Below are 19,261 nucleotides of genomic sequence, written 5' to 3'. Positions count from 1 at the left end.
TCCTTATTAATCTAATTACAACTTCTAAGTTTATTCACTTTATAATGTGCATTATTTGTAATATGGCGATTGTATTCTTGGGTATACAATGTTGACACAGAATTATACAGCTCAGGAAGTTTATTATAAGCTATCCATGCTTTATCGTATGCTTTAATCCACTTTTTAACACTCTTTACATCTCCTTTGGCTTCCGAATCAGACATATACACAAGTATCTGATATATTTTATACAAACGACATCCATATTCTGCAGAACCTATTGCATAATCACGAGTCTCCTTATCATACCAATGAATCGTTTTTGAAAGCTTAACAATTTCTTTCCACATGGCAACGGATTCATCTTTTTGCTCTAGATTACGTTTTTGGGCAATCGAATCTTTTGCAGGTTCAGGCCAGCCGATCCCTTGATCACGAGTCCACCATGGGTTCATGTCACAATGGGTAGTATTTCTACCTCGGACTACTGCCTCAGCAGATAGCAAGCAAAGCTTCCTGAATGCAACAATATCAGATCCTTTAAGATTTAAGCGTTCACAAGCATATCTGTTAAAAACAGGTTCTTCATTTTGACTTGGATCTTTTGCCCACTGAGCCATCACCCAAGCATTTAAATCGCACCACATTTCATTCTTTATATACGGGCCTTCCCATCCGCCTCCGCGAGACCATGTCCAGATTCCAGCATAGATATCAGATCTTTTCTCAATAAACTCATGCAAACTATTTATCTGCTCTTCAGGCATTCTGTTGTGCTCTTCAAAGCCTTCAATTACGCCATTGGCAATGTAATTTGGATAAGCTCCTTTCCCTTCGTATTCACGTGCACATTGCACTTCGATAATTTGAGGATGACGTCCCTGACCAATCAATTTACTAAATGGGCGAGCTCGATGAAAATCACCTTCGCATTGCTTAATACTAATAATCAGATTTTGATGTGGTTCCACAGCATCACTCACCTTCATGTAAGCTATCTTATTTCTATCAAAAGCATTCCAGGTACGAAAAATCAATTGCTTGTTGCGATTCACACAGATCTCTTCTCTTAGAATTTGCATTAATGGTATGATCGTCTTTTCGGGATTGCTCTTGTTGTCTATCGCCCCTTGATGATAAGGTGCATCGTGCAAATAAGTTTCTCCAATACGAACCACCAAGCCATCAAGACTTGGGAATTGATCGAACATCTCATTAATTTGAGCACGAATAAACTTTTCTGTTAGCTGGTTATTGGGGTCACCAAATGTTTCTTCAATTTTATACTTTTCAATCAACCTCTTTGGAAACAAAACAAGATCGGACATCGCATAAATCGCCATGTTTTGCTCTTCACATGAAGCATGCATATTTTTAATTTGACTCGCCTTTTTGTCTGCCCATTCTCGTTCTTTCGAACCTTTAGGTAAAATATCAGGATCAACCGATTCCCAGTTTATGGCCAAAGCTGGTGATTCAAAAAGAAAATAGACCTTGCCATTATAGCCCATTTCCTTAATCACTTCTGGATTATTATAAGCCGATTCATAAGGTTTTTCACCAGGATTGTGATGAACCATATCCAAAATTAAGGGAGAATTTGTAAGGTTCTGCGCTAGAAGTTGTGCACAAAAAGCACTTGTAAATACGAAGAAAGTAAATACCAACTTCGTATATAATTTTAGATTATTCATGTTTTAGGTTATTTATATTTCTTATTTGTATCTAAAATTTAATTAAGCACAAAATTCATAATTCGCATTGCTCTTCCTTTACTTGATGTTTTTTTAAGCATTCGTAATTTTAGTGTATGTTTCCCTTTTTTAAGCTTTGAGGAAAATAGTATGGTTTGTGGGTAATGTAAATTTTTGCTGTAATAGTGATACAAATCAAACTCATGATAATCACCGTTATCAATACTTACTTCTACAATACCAGCATCAGGACCAGATACGACGTAAGCACCAACAGCCGTTCCGTTAAACTCAAAGCTTAATTCTGCACCTTTTTTACTTGTGCTCAACATTTCAATTGCAGTAAATCGCTCACGTTTATCACCTTTCAGTTTATTCCAATCAGGAACTCCATACGACCATTTAGTATCAAAATCACAGTCCTTAGGATTCACCAATCGTCCCTTTTCGAAATTAAAAGAGCTCACTTTTTCACGTGGATTCTTAAAACTCGTTTTTGTGGTCCAGGCTTTCTCGAGCATGGAAGTAATCATGTTGGCACAAATGCTATTTCCATAATGATTAGGATGGGTTCCTCCAAAAGTTTTCCAATCCAATGTTCCCACTGCAATTTGGTCAGCAACTTCTTTGGCCAGATTACAGGTTGAAATATGATAGTGTTTTGCCACCGCTTCGTGTGCAGCAATGGAGGTACGTATTTTACCATTTTGATAATCAGTCAAGATATTGGGATTGACAAAATAAGTCATTACAATATTCACATTTGGATTGTGATTTCTAGCTTTTTGGATGATGGCTTCCATACCTAAAATGGCTTCTTCATATGAATCTGCCGCATCCTGATCATCATTTACGGCAAACTCTACAAATACCAGATCCAATGGGCCTTTACTTAATACGTCACGGTCCATTCTAAAGGCCCCAGTTGTAGAACCTGTAGAAGCGATTCCGGCATTAGTAAAGTTGAATTCAGTTGATGGAAATTGATTCTCTAAGTAATTACAAATCATTAGACGATAACCATCCATTTCGGTAATGGAACCACCAATAAATGCCACATGACCCATTTTGTGTTGTTCAAATTGAAGCTTGCAATTTCTGAAATCACTTCGAAGTGTTACATTATTCATGCTCCATTCTGGGCGTTCAGAAACCTGCTGCTTCTTATTGCCGGTATGCTTTAATATGAAATCAACAATAGGTTTAGGATCAATTAACGAATGAGGATGATGCCCTGCTTCTGGTTTATGAAGGATGGTCATATCCGAACCTAATTGCTTTAACTTGGCTTGCAAAAGAGCAGTATTTTCGGCAAAAGGAACCACTTTATCAGCATCACCAACCAGACACAGAACAGGAATCTGCGCCTTGGCAACATTTTCCATATGATCAATGGGATTTGTTTTGGCCTCAAGTGCCTCTTGCGCATTGAATCCATATTCTGACAAACACTTTTCCCAAGCCTTTGCCGAACCTTTACCACTATATTTACCTGCAGGCCAACTTTTAAAGTCACATACTGGATTATCGCCATATATACAGGCTACTTTATCGGCATTTTGATTCGCCCAATTGAAGATGATCAACCCACCTCTACTCATGCCTTCGAGCACTACTTTTTTATTTAATTGAAATTTATCGCTTGCAACAGCATAAAACTTATCCCATATTTTTGTGGCTTTTGGACTACCAAAAAGTCCTGCAACATCAATATACGCAACATGAAATCCTTGTTCTAGCAGAGCGATATCGGTTTGGGATTCATGTCCCCAAAAACGTGCTCGCCAAATCCAATCTCTATTTTTATTCGCTTTTTTTGGAGAAACAATTTTAAAATTAACACCATTCAAAGTTGAATCAAGTAAATCATAGCCTTTCCATTGAGGTCTCAATCCAACAGATTCAGGAAGCTCTATCGTTCTTTTATCAAAACTTAAAGCACCAATATTATTTTTCCCAAATATCCATGGCCCTTCATAAACATCCTTCGTATTTAGATAACACTTGTTTGGTAGGTAGGTAACAGACTTATAGAAAGTAGTATTCTTCATAAAAAGCACTACCTTATTACCATCTACAAAGGCTTTCTCAACCAAATTTTCCTTTTTATCATTATCGAAGAAAAATTGGTCTTTTATATAATGTATAATTCCTTTTACTTCCAAACTATCCTCCATAATCAATGGCTGATCGAACTGTAAAACGATCTCTCCAAGTTTTGAAAAAGAGGCTTCAATTAATTGAGGAGGAGTAATAATTCCTTGTGGCTGTTCCTTATAGAAATCACGAGAAACAAGTGGAAAAATACGTTCTGCAAACTCAGAATAACCTGCAAAAGCATAGTGGCATCCATCATGCCCAACAACTCCTGTGGTAGACATGATGTCAATCATTTTATAATGCTTGGCAATCTGATTTTGTATTTCTCGCAATTCAGATTGGTAGTCGCCTCCACAGCCTGGGTGTAGTTGAAACAAGTACACCTTTTCTAGTCCTGTATAAACACGCTTCCAATCATTATAAAGAATATTGAAGTTCTCAGAATAGATTTTATAATTCTCATCCGAATTACTCTTGTTTTGCTGAAATTTTGAGTTCGTTTCACCCTGATGCCAGAATATGGCCTTCACCTTATCCTTCAATCCAGCTTGACTAACCCGATAAGCCAAACGACCAAAACTGGTTTCTAGCGATGTTTTTTCAGGCCCTTCTAACATGTTTTTTTCAATGGAAGAAGAACCACTTCCTCCATTAATGATGCAAACAGGGACATTATGCTTTTCTTCAATCAATCGCATTAGCTCCATTCCCCAGGCGCCAACACCAAATTTGTTTTTTATAAACCAACCGCCTTCTTTCTTTAAGCTTGGACAATTCCCAGTAGCACGTCCCCAACGAACCTTTTTGTCCTGATCGTTGTAGGCTTCGTAGCCTGTTTTCACACCAAAGCTTCGGCAATATTCACTGCTATATTTTGAATACATGCTACTTGCGTGTGAATTGGATTGACCTGTAATAATATAGGCATCGCCACAAACAACACTATCTGCTACCACAACGATACGATCCTTTAGTCCACCTTTAAAATGAAGCTCAAAACGAAACTCATGCAGTCCAGAATGAATCTTCGTATTCGCCGAGAAAACATTCTTTTTTAATGCACATTTTTGACTGTTATAAGGTAGATTATCCTTAAAAACATGAAGTGATACCATTTCATATTTTAGACCTTTCTTATACTTTCCACGTACCGAAACCATTGCGCTGTCAGATTTATCACGGGCATATAATTGAAAGTCTTCAGGTGCATCCTGAAATTTTATATCCTGCGAATAGGCACTAAATGAATAAATTAAAAATAAAAAAACAATAATTTGCTTGCACCCTATCATCATGCTAATCTTTTGTTTATAAGAACATTAATCCTCATCATAAATTGGTTTAAAAGATTTTATTCAATTGTAAAAGTTTAATCTTTTTGAATAAGAACAATCTCCTGTCCTGCTTCAGTTGGGATATCATACAAATAAGTATCCCTTAAATTAAGTCCTTTCAATTTTGCTTTGTCCGAAACTAAAGGTTTTTGGACCAATGGGGTCTGATAAAAAAAGTTTTTATTTTCACCAACAGCCTTTACTAACTGACCATCACCTTTTAATTTTAACTCCGAATAAGAACGAATACGTAAGTTGCCGCCTAAACTAGATTTAAGAACAGCCTTCGTCAATTTCCCGTCTTTCCATTCCATGCTTTCAAGCTCAAAACCTCCTCTTGCTCTCAATCCACTAACACTTCCATCTTTCCAAACATCAGGTAATGCAGGTATGAGCTGAATGGCACCATCGTGACTTTGCACCAACATTTCAGTTAAGCCTGAAGTGAAACCAAAGTTTCCATCAATTTGAAATGGAGGATGTGCATCTAACATATTTGTATAAGTTCCACCACCTTTGGGAGAATCTGGTCTACCGACCAATTTAATCTGATCCGTCATCATTTTATAGGCATGATTTCCGTCAAGCAATCGCGCCCATAGGTTTATCTTCCAATTCATAGACCAACCAGTAGAAGGATCACCTCTTTGGATCAGTGTATTTTTTGACGCTTCAAACAATTCGGCATTCCGGTAAGGTGAAATTTGATTTGATGGATACAGACCATACAAATGTGAAACATGTCGGTGTTTATCTTCCGGATTGTCCCAATCGTGAATCCACTCCTGCATTTGATTGTGCTGTCCAATTTGCATTGGGGCAAGTTTTGTAAGTGTATTTTCTATTTTGATGATTAGCTGCGAATCAAGATTTAGCAGTTTAGCTGCCTGAGCCGTTTTAGTCAAGACATCGAAAACCAACTGGTTGTCCATGGTAGTACCGTAAGCAATATTCACCATATTTTGATGATGTGCAGGTCTGTTTTCAGGCGAAGTTGAAGGCGACATAATCAACCATCCATTATCAGGTTCCGCAGTTAAAAAGCTTAGGCAAAACTCTGCAGATCCCTTCAAAGCAGGATAAACGTCACGCAAATAATCCAAATCACCATTAAAGGTATATTTCTCCCACAAATGCTGACTCAACCACATTCCACCACTTGGCCACATTCCCCATGTAGCGCCATCAACTGGACCACAAATTCTCCAAATATCCGTATTGTGATGTGTCACCCATCCTTCGGCTCCATACATGTCTGCGGCAGTTTTACCACCTGTTACAGAAAGATCTTTCACCAATTCGATGAGCGGTTCGTGCATTTCTGCCAAATTCGTTACCTCTGCAGGCCAATAATTCATCTCGGTATTGATATTAACCGTGTAGGCACTTTTCCAAGGTGGTGTTAGTTCGTTGTTCCAAATCCCTTGCAAATTAGAAGCTTGACCTCCTGGTTGCGAAGAGCAAATGAGTAGGTAACGGCCAAACTGAAAATAGAGTGCAGCTAAAGCAGGATCATTTCCTGTGTTAAACTCTTTAATGCGAATATCTGTTGGATTATTGATAGAATCTGTTTGCCCAAGATCTAGCGCGACTCTGTTGAAAAATTTCTGATAGTAAGCCGAATGCTCTTTTAGCATGTTCTCGTAATTTTTCTTTTCGGCTTTCAAGATGTAATCACTTGCTCTTTTGTGAGCATCGGCACTTAGGTCCTTATAATTCACAAAATTGGTAGCGATAGAAACATAAAGTGTAGCACTATTCGCACCAGTAACAATTAGTGTTGAGTCGTTTGAAGATAGCTCTCCACCTTCTGGTACAATTTTTAATCTAGACTCAAACTCTACACGTCCTTTAATAGCAGGATTCTCTTTTGGAATTCTTTTGTTTTTCCCATCGCTACTTAGTCCTACCATTTTAAGAACATCATTGTTTTCGGTAGAAATGGTCACCTTCGAAGGAGCCGGACGATCCATGTTTGCTGAAAAATTGATCTTCCCTTTTTCACTCGCAGTCAGCTTAATGACAATCACCTGATCGGTAAAAGAGGTAAATATTTCACGTTGAAAATCAACTCCATCAATTGTGTAAGTCGTCTTATTAACAGAATTTTCGATATCCAATTCACGATAGTAATTTGAATAGCTATCATGATCTTTAAAATTAAGCCTTAAATTCCCCACCGTTTCATAAGGCATCCCGTGAGATGTTTGTGAAATGAATTTTGCGTTGGCTAAATTATGAGCCTCCTCATATTTATCATTGAATAATAAGCTCCTAATCTCAGCTAAAGATTCTTTTGCTTCTGGATTATCATTTTGGTGAGGACCACCAGCCCAAAGCGTATTCTCGTTCAATTGAATATTCTCATGCTCCGGAATTCCGAATACCATAGCACCCAAACGGCCATTTCCCAAAGGTAAAGCTTCGTTCCAATCAGCTGCTGGTGCATTGTACCATAAAACTAAATTCTGATTTTCCTGGGAATAACAATCTCCTAGACCTACACTTATTATTAAAATAAAAACACTAATTATAGCTTTCATCATTTATAACAGTATTACTTAAAAATCTTAGATTTTTTTTAAAAATTTGGTAATAAAATCTACTTTTTACTCACGGTATTTTATCCTGCTAGGAATCAGATTTTTTCAGTTATTATTTCTGATTCCAAAGACGATACGGATCATCATGTTTTTTCATCTGACCCAATAGTACAGCTTCCATTTCCTTTAGCTTATCAGCATATTTAGGATTTTCAGCCAAATCGGTCTGCATTTCACCCGTTCTACCATGTTCAGGTAAATATTCATTTGGATTTTCGGCCAAGTTAAACAGTTGTGTTTCCCTAACAGCTCCATCCATAACATCATACTTTATCAATTTCCAATCCCCAAGCTTCACTGTTCGCATACCCGGTTTTGTTCCACCACAATACACCCCATACATCGTATCACGAATGGTATTTTCCTTACCTTCCAAAACAGACTTAAAGCTTTTTCCTTCTACAGTTTCAGGTATCTCAATTTCAGCTAAATCGCAAAGCGTTGGTAGTACATCTAGCAAGTAAATATTTCCCTCTACACGTGTACCGCCTTTAATTCCAGGGCCATTTACAATAAAAGGAACTTTCCAGCTGTGCTCATATAAATTTTGTTTCCCTTGTAATCCATGACGTCCAATGGCAATTCCATGATCAGCTGTATAAATAATGTAAGTATTATCCAACTCTCCCATTTCTTCCAGCTTCTTCAATACTTTGTCTATCTGAATATCAATATTTTCATCACAAGCATATTCTCGTCCTATTTCATTACGAATAGTTTGTTCGTCTCTGTTTTTCCAAACTCCACTTACTCTTTCTTCATCTCGCAATTCAGGATGTCCATGAAAAAATGGATGAGCAGTAAGGTAGTTCTCCGGCAACTGCGGTTGTTTTGGATTTGCAGGAGGAAGGCTGTTTATATCTTTATGGTTGACAGCACCATACTTAGCTAACAATTCTGGCGTACCATTCCTTGTATCGTGTGGATGCGAAAAACCGAAATAGATAAAAAACGGATCGCTTTCCTGTGCACTTTCTCTAGCATTTAAATACTCAAGTACTTGCTTAGAATGCCAAGCACTGCCACTTTCTTCTGTTCCTCCTCGTTTGGTTTTATCTTTTACTACCGAAAACTGTCTGTTGGCACCCGGATACGAATTTCCTTTCTTACAAGTACGCATCGTTTTATAACCAGCACGATTAAATACAGCTCCGATTGTCATCGTATCAATAGGATGTGGATCAATCTGTTTTTGAAACTCCGCACTTGGAGGCAAATGCCACACGGTTCGTCCACTCATGATCATGTGTCGAGATGGTGTACAAACAGCTCCATTCATCGATCCCATATTACGAGCGCTTTCAAAAACCATACCTCCGTCGGCCAGTTTATCTAACGTAGGTGTCTCCAAAATAGAATTTGAATTGTAAATTTTTAAATCAAAAGCAGATTGGTCATCCACAAGTACAAATAGAAAGTTAGGTTGCTTTTTCTCGCTTTGACAAGCAACAAAAAGTAAAGCACTTAATGCAATTAAAAATGTTTTCACTAAAAATTTCATATCCTTAAGTAGTTTTATTTAGGTATATCTTAAATGCACCTATTCTTATTAACTTTGGTGTTCTGGCAATAATGTTTCTGCAAATATATTTGCAACACTGGAAATCGAATTTGGAGCATGTTTTGGTAATGAAATAACAACACCATAACATTAAATATAAAAACAGTAGTTGATTCCCAACTTCGCACTTAATAAAGTTGAAGCTGGCCGTAAACTATTAGCCTACTAATGAACTACTGGCTATTGTAATCGTTTTATTCTTCAACAGAAATGCTCTCTCTCAATCGAATATCTTCACTTGACGCACCTATCTGAATTTCAAAATCTCCAATTTCAACTTCATACCTGCGATACATCGAATCGTAATAACGTAGATCTTCACTTGCCTTTAAATTAAATTTAACGGTTTTTGATTCTCCTTTTTTTAATGCTATTCGCTCAAATTTACGAAGCTGTTTTATGGCCATCCATTTATCGGATTTCACATCCTTAATGTATAGCTGTACAACTTCTTCTCCATCTAATTTCCCAGTATTCTTAACTTGTACAGATACCGTAATATCATCATCGCTATTAATTGAAGTTTTATCAATCTTTATATTTGAATATTCGAATGTGGTATAACTCAAGCCGTGCCCAAATGGATAAAGTGCATCTCCGGTATAATACCGATACGTAAAACCTTTGCCCGCATGCATATTATAATCCTTAAAATCAGCCAACTCATCAGTTGAGGAGTAAAAGGTTACAGGCAAACGACCGGCAGGATTGTAATCGCCAAACAAAACGTCTGCAACAGCATCACCACCACGTTGCCCTGGATACCAAGCCACTAATATGGCGTTAAGTTCATTTTCCAGTCCTCCATAAGCCATGGCACTTCCAGACATTTGAACAAATATTACTGGAGTTCCAGTTTCTTTCATTGCTTTTAAAGCATCCATTTGGATTTTTGGCAATTCAATTTTAGTTCGGTCTCCACGATAAAAACCGTCAATATTATCGCGTCCTCCCATCTCTTCGCCTTCCCAAGAGGCATCTAGCCCTCCAACAAAAATGGCAACATCAGCATTTTTAACATTCGCTAAGGTTTCTTTCGAAAGTTGGGTAGGATCAATTTGTTCATTCGCTATCATGTCAGGTGTTTCCCAAATCAAATTTACCTCAGCTCCTGAACTATTATCGTAATATTCTAACTTAATATCATACGTCTTACCTTTTACTAGATCAACTTCTGCGACAAATGTTTCCAATCCATGATCCTTCCAACCATTAGCAATTACTTTACCATCAAGATAAAGTCTGCAACCATCATCAGAAGATGCTCCTAATTTAAAGGTTCCTGTCATTGGAGCGACCAATTTACCTTTCCAACGCACAGAAAAAGAATCAATATCAATTGCTTTATCAGCACTTAGAATACCCTGTGCCACATCAGTAGTTGTTGGGGATTCATTTTTACTCCATTTGAATTCTATTTTAGGGTCTACCCTAATCAAATCTGGTTCACCCTCTAAATCTTTATTGTTAAAGTAGTGCCCAATTAAACCTTGTACTTTATCTCCATTCTTGTTAAAAGCAAATAGATTTTCACTATCAACGATGGGGAAAAATTTCTTATTGACATCATAAATCACCATCGGCACACCTTCGGAGTAAGTAACTTCGATATTTTTGCCCACTGCATTCTTAATTCCATTAATTACTGTCACTGGATGAGATGGTGTTCCAGCATAGTTTCCTAGTAAAGAACTAAGATTATCGGCATTTGGCCCGACAACAGCTATTCGCTTTATTTTACTTTTTTTCAAAGGTAGGACTCCATCATTCTTCAGAAGTGTCATTGCTTTTTGAGCCATTCCCAAAGCAACTTCATCATGTGCCTCACAATCATTAAGTTCAAAAGGAATTTGAGCATAAGGAACCATTTCTTCGGGATCAAACATTCCCAATTTCATTCTGGCTAACATTAATCTATAAACAGATAAGTCTAGTTCACCTTCATCGATATACCCCATTTCAATGGCCTTTTTCAAAGCAGATTGATACACGGGACCACAATTCAGATCACAACCTTTACGAACACCGATAGCTGCTGCTTCTTCAGGACTGCTAACTATTTTATGAAATTCATGTATATCTCGAATAGCGCCGCAATCGGAAACTACAAAACCTTCAAAACCCCATTTGTTACGAAGGATATCTTCTAATAGTAACCAACTGGCGCACGATGATTCTCCATCAACACGATTATAAGCACCCATTATTGAATAAGTCTTGGCATCAACCATAAGGTTTTCAAATGCTGGCAAATAAGTCTCCCATAAATCGCGGGTATTGGGTACAACATTAAAAACATGACGTTCAGGTTCAGGACCATTATGTACCGCATAATGCTTAGCTGTAGCAACTAATTTTAAGTATTTCGAATCATCACCTTGCAAGCCTTTCACAAATTGCATTCCCATTTGCCCAGTAAGGTACGGGTCTTCTCCATAGGTTTCATGTCCGCGTCCCCACCGTGGATCTCTGAAAATATTGATGTTGGGCGACCAAAATGTCAAACCGCGGTATCTTCGGTAGTCATTATTTCTAAGAGCTTCATGATGCTTTGCCCTTGCTTCATCGCTTATAATATCAGCTACCTGCTTCATCATATCGGTATCGAATGTTGCTGCCATACCAATGGCTTGCGGAAAAACGGTTGCATTTCCTGCACGGGCAACACCATGCAACGCTTCGTTCCACCAGTCATATTCTAAAATACCCAGCCGAGGAATTGCTGGAGCTTTATTTCCTAACTGTGCTATTTTCTCATCTAAGGTCATATGCTTAACGATATCTATAGCACGGGTCTCAAAATCAAGAGACAAATCCAGGTATTTAGGTGTTAGACCAGATTGAGATTGTCCATTAACCGAGAATACTGATAATATAGTAATTAGTGGGATTAGGTAAAGTTTCATAAATAGTCGCTTTTAAAATCGTTAGTTTTATTGAACTTGCAGGTAACTCGTAGGTTTAGTAATTAAACCCATAGTAGAATCGAATACAGCTCCTAATGGTTCTGCAATTATTTTCACAACACTGGAAATCGAATTTGGAGCTTGCTTTGGTAATGAAATAACAATACCAGAACCTTCATGTTTAGTGATTAGATCTCTTGAAGGATCAGACAATAAATAAGCCTGTTTTACGCTAATTTTATGCCCCAAATGAAGTTTCCCATTTTTAGGCCAGTCGAATACCGACAAATAAAGTATGATTTCATTTTCCATTACTTTTTTAGTGCAACGTCCCCAAGGTAATTTTCCAAATGGGCTGGATGTTGTACCATAAATGGATTCACCATTTACCTTTAACCAATCTCCGACCTGGACTAATTTCTCAACCGACTTAGAAGGAATTACCCCTTTTCCTGTAGGGCCTACATTCAATAAAAAATTCCCTCCTTTACTAGTAATATCAACTAAACTATGCACCAATGAATCTGCCGATTTCCAAGCTTCATCATTTTTATGATATCCCCAAGCACCATTCATTGTCATACAAGTTTCCCAAGGTTGTGGTTCTCCTCCAGCAGGAATTTTTTGTTCCCTAACGGCATAATCGCCCAGCTTATTACCAACGCGCTGGTTTACGATACAGGAAGAGTCTAAACGATGAATAAGATCCAGTAATTCTTGACTCTGTACTTTGGTAATCAATTCGGGCGTATCAAACCAAATAATAGCAGGATGATATTGCGCAATTAGTTCTGTGATTTGTGGTTTTACTTTTCGTTCGAAATAGGCTGAAAAGTCCTTCTTTTCTTCTTCAGGAAAATCCCAGATATTGCTCCTCCAACCTTTTCTCGAATTACAATCTGGATCGTGCCAATCTCTTCCTAAAGAGTAGTACACTCCGAATTGGAGTCCTTGTTTCTCACATGCTTCGGTAAGTTCACGAACCGGATCACGTTTCCAAGGCGTTTGCTCCACAATATTATACTTGTTCGATGGACTGTTGAACATGGCAAAACCATCGTGATGCTTAGAGGTAAGTACCATGTACTTCATCCCGGCATCCTTAGCTATTTTAACCCATTGATCAGCATTAAAATCCGACGGATTAAATTCATCTGCAATTTTCTCATATTCGGCAATTGGAATTTGCAAGTTACGCATCATATGCTCCGAACGTCCGTCCTTACCCTTCCAAAAACATCCATCCTGAGCATAAAGTCCCCAATGAATAAACATTCCAAAACGTGCCTCACTCCACCATTCTAATCGTTTAGCAATTTCTTTCGGCGATTCATTCGATTCCAATTTAGCATTGGCAAATTGATCTCCAGTATCAATAGTTCCGTCAGCATTTACCTGCGCAAAAGTCGTTTTTACTGAACACAAACAAATTAACAATATGGCCGTACAATAATGTCTTATATTTTTCATTTTCGTTTTTTCAAATGGATTTTCCTTAGATCCCCTGCTTCAAATTTCTTGGTCTTCTTGCCAATCGTAATGCTTAGAGGCACTTCGTTGTGCAGATATAATTCGCCTTGTTTCTGTTCCAGCACCACATTTCCTTTTTGTGCAGATGTAATGGTAAATCCATTCGCTTTCAACTGAGTTCCATTACCCATAAACAATACGAAGTCTTCGTTCTTTTCATTTCCCACCAAGGCATAGGTAGCATCGGTTGAAATCTTGTTATAGTTAGCTATCTTACCATCATAGGTCGAGAAAATGTAATCTTCTCGCCCCGTTTTATGGGTGATATGCAAGCCGGCAAAATCTTTGTTTCCATTTTCATCGTCAAATCCTTCGATTGATTTAATGCTTTTACCTTCTTCAGAAGTAAATGGCTCATAAACCGAAATAAATGGATGTTCCCAGGCCTCGCCATGTTGACGAGCTGCCAGTGTTAGATATGGCTCATGACCAACATCATAAGGAATACCATTTTTGTGTTTAAACGATTTGCATGAAGGTGACTTAATTGAAAAAACCTCACGCCCTTCCGTGCCTTTCATCCACAAGTTCATAAACACATCAGCTTTCCCTTCTGGCATGTCAATTTTCCATTGTGCCTGGTAATCTTTATTGGTACGAATCGATTTCTTATCCCACATGTAATCCAAGGCATAAAGATGCCCTCCTGCAAAGCCCATTTCATCACTTGGAGTAAGCTTTAGAGCATTCCCTTCTGCATCTGAAACTTGCATACTTTGCCCTAGGTTGTGGTAATAATAATCATGAAATTTATCTCCTTCTCGTTGTTTTTTGGATCGAAATACATCTACATAATAGCCTGTGATTTCACCCGTTTTCACGATGCTCACCGTACGGTTCTGATCACTGCGACTCTCTGGCTCAAGAAAGGAAACATCCGAATAGGTAATCTCTTTATAAAAACCTTCCTTCTGCTCCGATTTAGGATATTGGCCCATTAAATCAAAAGCATGATAACTTAACATTTCAGTATAAGAAGAAATACCATCAACCATTACTGTATTATGAGCAGGAAACTGCGAATAATACTCTAAATAAATAGCTTGAAGGTAGCCAGCACCTTTTCCAGGATCTGCTCCTTGTACAAAGCCTTTTCCATACAACTCCATATTAATACCATTGGCATGCATGTGGTTCCCCAAGGACCCATTTAAAGAAAGCATCATTCCGTTTGTGCCTTGCCCCATGCGTTGCACGTGCCAACTAACATTAGGCGCATAAAAGGTTTGAGTCATGTAATCTTCCAATTTCCCCTTTTTATAATTGGGGTTCAACTCTAAAGGTTTACTGGCGAAGAAAGATGAAACATCGGCTCTTGGTCTAAATTCCTTTGCTTTCATTTTCGCATTTGGCTCAAACAATCGGTACATCGCCGTAAATTCTTCCTCAGCTTGTGCATTATTGTATTTTTGCGCAATACGTACCATATCTCTCATTGGTTGGGTAGATACGGGATCATAATAAGTATCGCCAAATCCAACAATTTGTCCGTTTGGAAACAGGTATTGAGGTAGCATTTTTACCGCTTTATCCATCACAGGGGTATACGGCAATATGTTATGATCGAAAGTATTATCGAAATCAAGAATAAAGCTCATGAGCTCTTTGGTTACACTTTGTGAGTATCCCGGACATTCTGCCCAAACCCCATTGCTTTCATCGTAACCGTAATCAAGCAATTTAGTCATTGACCATTGACGTGCCGAAGTCACATTTAAGATGTAATCGATATAATATTCACGCCCTTTTGCATCCTCGTAGTTCTTATTGTCTTGCAAAACCATAGCCGCCTTTAAAATAACATTTGCCTGATGTAGGTTCCAGTTATTCTGTGGCACACCTTGTTTAATTACTTGATCTGTCCAACGCTTTATAGTAGCATCATAATTAGTAATATTATCGGGATATTTAGCTTCAATATATGGATGTAAAAAATCATATAGCTCAGCAATCTCTTTCAAAGCTTTTTCATGTATTACCTGAAAACAAGTAAAACCTACCAAGGTTTGAATATGACCATTCATTAAATCAATTGGCTCTCTGCGATAAAACATACCAGCCATATATGTATCGAACACATCGAAAGCAAATTTTGCGTAACGCTCATCATTTTCCAGCCAATACATAAAGGCTGCATCGCGTGATAAACCAATAATTTTTTCGTTAATTTTATGAATTACCCCTCCAGTTTTAGATGCTTCTACCCACTCAAAAGGATTTCCTTCTTTGGTTTTATTTGGAAGATAAATACCACGCTCATCATCCATAAAAGGAAGAATCTCTTCTAATTTTGGAGTGGCGTAATTTGTAGTATAATCGCGCGAACCGGTAAAACGAACGGTTGGTACAGGTGCTTCTCCATCAGAATGCGAAAAGTAAATGCCATTTATATACTCATTTTTGGCTTTTGTCTTCCAATGCATTTGCAAACGAGACACCATCCATTCCGGATCATTCACATGACGTTCCACATATGTATCAATGCGATTATGTATCCCTTCGAGTACATCCTGTGCCCACTTTTCTTCCTGAATAGTAGTTTCTAATCCTGGCTTTTCATCTTGAGTAATGTATAAACGCGGATAAGTTTGATGCAGATTTTCAGGAAGAGGAATCTTTTCATTTACCTGAGAATTTGCTGTGATAGCTAAAGAAACAATAGCTATCAACACGGTAATTTTTTTTGTAAAATGCATTGTAAAATCTTTTATTCTGAGATGATTAAAGCTTTATTATAAGGTTTTGCTAAACGGAACTCGATCTGGTTTGTATTGTGCCTGTTCACATTTCCATTTCGCTCAATATACTTTCCGGACTCGTCGTACAAGCGAATTATTACTGGTTTAAAATCAGGAGTTATAGGAATTTTCAAGACCACCGGATTATCGTTTTGCACCATAAGTCCTTCAGTCGTGTTTTCGATTGAAATCGTAGCAACTGTATTGACCGCCAAAATTTCCCATTCATTGTATTTTAGTTGATAAATACCTGAAGCAAATAAGAAATCAGGAATATCCTTTTCCTCGTTCACCCTTACAATCGAGAACAATCCTTTCTGGTAGAAATCTTCACTAGAGACAACATCATTCTCCGATTTTGATACGACTATCTGGTCATTTGTAATTCCATTGGAATGACTAACTTTTATTTTCTGACAAGCAGAATTCTTTTGCATTTCACTAAAATCCACATCATTTATCGGGTTATCTCCGTTTTCAAAGTATGGGTTAAATAATAATACAAATGGATTTGTCCAAGCCTGTTCATTTCTTCTCAAAATTAAGGTTGGCATTTTTTCACCAATCAACGATTTAGGTGCAGTGCCAGTCCCTTTTGATATGGCATTACTCTTTGGACTCTTAACCGAAAAGATAGACTGGTTTTCATTCCCTTTAATCCAAACTTTCATCAAATTATCAGGTTTACCGTCTTCTTCAATTTTAAACATGGCTTTTAAGTCGCCATCGAGTGTTATCTCTTTCTTATCTGTCAAATAATCGTATGCTTTTAATTGGCCATCCTTTGACGTTAGCTCATTGGTTTTTCTCAGTTTCAATTGCTGATCTGCATGATTGTAAAGCTGAAACGAATGGCCCAGGTTGTGATAAAAATACTCATGCTTCTGCGTATCTTCCTTGGTCTTTGATCTAAACAAATCCAACACATATCCTTTACCTGATGGCGTATTAATTATAGCCGTTAATCGTTGCTGATCTGCATTTGTTTCTGGTTCTACAAATGAAACTTTACAGAATGACACTTCTTTAAACCCAGGATTTATCTCACCCGATTTTGGATAGTGATGATCCATGCTATAGGGATTGAAACTACGCATATTGCTATAGTTTGATTTACCATCTACTACAACCGTGTTATGCGCTGGCATTTTTGCATAGTATTCCTTAAAATCAGGGCTCCAATAACTTCTGCCTCTGCCCATGTCGGGTGCGTGCACGTAATTATTGGCAAACAATTCCATTGAAATACCATTGGTATGGGCGTGATTACCATACGAACCAACGGTAGAAACCATAATGGCCTTATCCCCTTTTCCCATACGCTGTACAAACATGCTTACATTGGAGGCATAAAAAGTAGGCGTCATCAAAGCAGATGTTTCTACCTCATCAGTAACGGCACTTAAGTCATCAACATAAAAGTTAAGTTGGAACAAGCTATTTGCCTTTCGTTGATATAACCCATCTTCAATGTTAGATTGTAACAGTGAAGTAATAAGTTGTTCTTTCTTCTTGTTCTTGTATTTTTTATAATTTGCAATCAGCAGTTCAAAATTCTCAAAAGGAATTGTACCATGACCAGAATCACCAAAACCCACATTATTACCACTCGGAAATAAATATTGAAAACAGGCCAGAGCAGCTTTTTCAATAATAGGAAAATTGGACAATTCGTTGGCGTTCGTAACATTATCCAAGAGTGCCATTATTTCGAGCAAAGTAGTATTTACATGCATCGAATAGGATGGTGATTCAGGCCAAATACCCGTTTTTTGATCGTAAACCTTTAGCGCATCTTTTATCGCAATTTGACGTGGTGTAGACACATCAAAGGTGTGTTTTAAATAATATTGCTGCCCTTTTCCATTCTCATAACTCTCATCATCTTCCAGAACCAAAGCAATATAAGTTAAGAATCGTGCCTGAAATAGGTTCCAATTGTTATCCGGAATACCATATTTTATGATTTGATCACCCCATTTTTGAAAAACGGAAGTGGAATTACTCAAATCAATCTTTTTTTGAACGAAATACTTGTACAAATAATCGTAAGATAGCGACAAGTGCATCACCGCCTTTTCATGAATCACCTCGAAGGTGGCTAAACCAGAAACAAATCGCTGATTTGATTTATCTAAGACCACAGGAGGATTGCGATAATGCATTCCATCCATATAAGTAAGAAAAACAGGTTCCGCTAATTTTGCATATTTTTCATCACCGGTAAGCCAATATAAAAATGCTGCATCCTCTACAATAGATAAAATATTCCTGTTGATGCCTTCGATAGCATGGCCCATTTTTGAAGGATGAACCCACTCTTTTTTTCCGGTATTCTTGTTTTCCAAAAAGTAGCCACGCTCATCATCAAAATAAGGTTCAAGGTCCTCAAGTTTTTGTCTTTTGTAATCTGTAGCCCAATCGCGAGTTCCAGAATAACGAACTGTTGGAACAGGAGCTTCTCCATCAGAATGAGAAAAGTTACCACCCATTAAATATACATTTGAGTGTTTCGTTTTCCAGTTCATCTGCAAGCGAGAAACCAACCATTCTGGATCCTTTTCGCACAATTGAATGTATTTGGCAACATGTTGCTTTTTTTGCTCAACAAAATCCTTCTTCCATTCTGTATGATCCAGCGATTTTAGAAATGCTTCTTTGGAATTATCATTGTTATAAATTCTTGGATGCGTATAGATTTTAGTAATATCAGCATTACTATTCTTCTTTTCTTGTGCGACTGCACAAACTGGCAATATAAGCATCAAACAAATTACAAAACTCTTCAAAACTCTTACTTTCATAATAACGAT

8 protein-coding genes are annotated in these 19,261 nt (G+C 37.7%); all 8 read right to left on the bottom strand.

Annotation, left to right across the window (positions count from 1 at the left end):
- Positions 1-11: 11 nt before the first annotated feature.
- Complete coding sequence (locus L3049_RS13750) at positions 12-1,676, bottom strand: hypothetical protein (protein WP_275110391.1); 1,665 nt, start codon at positions 1,674-1,676, stop codon at positions 12-14.
- A 38-nt stretch (positions 1,677-1,714) separates the two neighbouring features.
- Complete coding sequence (locus L3049_RS13745) at positions 1,715-5,071, bottom strand: SGNH/GDSL hydrolase family protein (protein ID WP_275110390.1); 3,357 nt, start codon at positions 5,069-5,071, stop codon at positions 1,715-1,717.
- 74 nt (positions 5,072-5,145) lie between these two features.
- Positions 5,146-7,656, bottom strand: coding sequence for a glycoside hydrolase family 95 protein (locus tag L3049_RS13740; RefSeq protein ID WP_275110389.1), 2,511 nt, complete (start codon positions 7,654-7,656; stop codon positions 5,146-5,148).
- A 109-nt stretch (positions 7,657-7,765) separates the two neighbouring features.
- On the bottom strand, positions 7,766-9,214 hold the full coding sequence (locus L3049_RS13735; RefSeq protein WP_275110388.1) for a sulfatase family protein: 1,449 nt from the start codon (positions 9,212-9,214) through the stop codon (positions 7,766-7,768).
- Between the two features lie 254 nt (positions 9,215-9,468).
- Positions 9,469-12,180, bottom strand: a complete 2,712-nt coding sequence (locus L3049_RS13730; protein ID WP_275110387.1) for a glycoside hydrolase family 3 protein — start codon at positions 12,178-12,180, stop codon at positions 9,469-9,471.
- A gap of 27 nt (positions 12,181-12,207) precedes the next feature.
- On the bottom strand, positions 12,208-13,650 hold the full coding sequence (locus L3049_RS13725; protein WP_275110386.1) for an alpha-L-fucosidase: 1,443 nt from the start codon (positions 13,648-13,650) through the stop codon (positions 12,208-12,210).
- Positions 13,647-16,406 carry an endo-acting ulvan lysase-like protein gene (locus tag L3049_RS13720; protein WP_275110385.1) on the bottom strand — a complete coding sequence of 920 codons (2,760 nt, stop codon included), beginning with the start codon at positions 16,404-16,406 and terminating at the stop codon, positions 13,647-13,649. The genes L3049_RS13725 and L3049_RS13720 overlap by 4 nt, the downstream gene beginning before the upstream one ends.
- An 11-nt stretch (positions 16,407-16,417) precedes the next feature.
- Positions 16,418-19,252, bottom strand: a complete 2,835-nt coding sequence (locus tag L3049_RS13715) for a heparinase II/III domain-containing protein (protein ID WP_275110384.1) — start codon at positions 19,250-19,252, stop codon at positions 16,418-16,420.
- Between the last annotated feature and the right edge of the window lie 9 nt (positions 19,253-19,261).

This window comes from Labilibaculum sp. DW002, from assembly GCF_029029525.1.
In the GTDB taxonomy this organism is placed as follows: Bacteria; Bacteroidota; Bacteroidia; order Bacteroidales; family Marinifilaceae; genus Paralabilibaculum; species Paralabilibaculum antarcticum.
This window is presented reverse-complemented; position numbering and strand designations above follow the sequence as displayed.

Bases quoted from the DNA above. Each gene is read 5' to 3' on its own strand.
- L3049_RS13735 (WP_275110388.1), bottom strand. From the start codon at position 9,214: ATGAAATTTTTAGTGAAAACATTTTTAATTGCATTAAGTGCTTTACTT.
- L3049_RS13745 (WP_275110390.1), bottom strand. From the start codon at position 5,071: ATGATGATAGGGTGCAAGCAAATTATTGTTTTTTTATTTTTAATTTAT.
- L3049_RS13715 (WP_275110384.1), bottom strand. From the start codon at position 19,252: ATGAAAGTAAGAGTTTTGAAGAGTTTTGTAATTTGTTTGATGCTTATA.
- L3049_RS13740 (WP_275110389.1), bottom strand. From the start codon at position 7,656: ATGATGAAAGCTATAATTAGTGTTTTTATTTTAATAATAAGTGTAGGT.
- L3049_RS13720 (WP_275110385.1), bottom strand. From the start codon at position 16,406: ATGCATTTTACAAAAAAAATTACCGTGTTGATAGCTATTGTTTCTTTA.
- L3049_RS13750 (WP_275110391.1), bottom strand. From the start codon at position 1,676: ATGAATAATCTAAAATTATATACGAAGTTGGTATTTACTTTCTTCGTA.
- L3049_RS13730 (WP_275110387.1), bottom strand. From the start codon at position 12,180: ATGAAACTTTACCTAATCCCACTAATTACTATATTATCAGTATTCTCG.
- L3049_RS13725 (WP_275110386.1), bottom strand. From the start codon at position 13,650: ATGAAAAATATAAGACATTATTGTACGGCCATATTGTTAATTTGTTTG.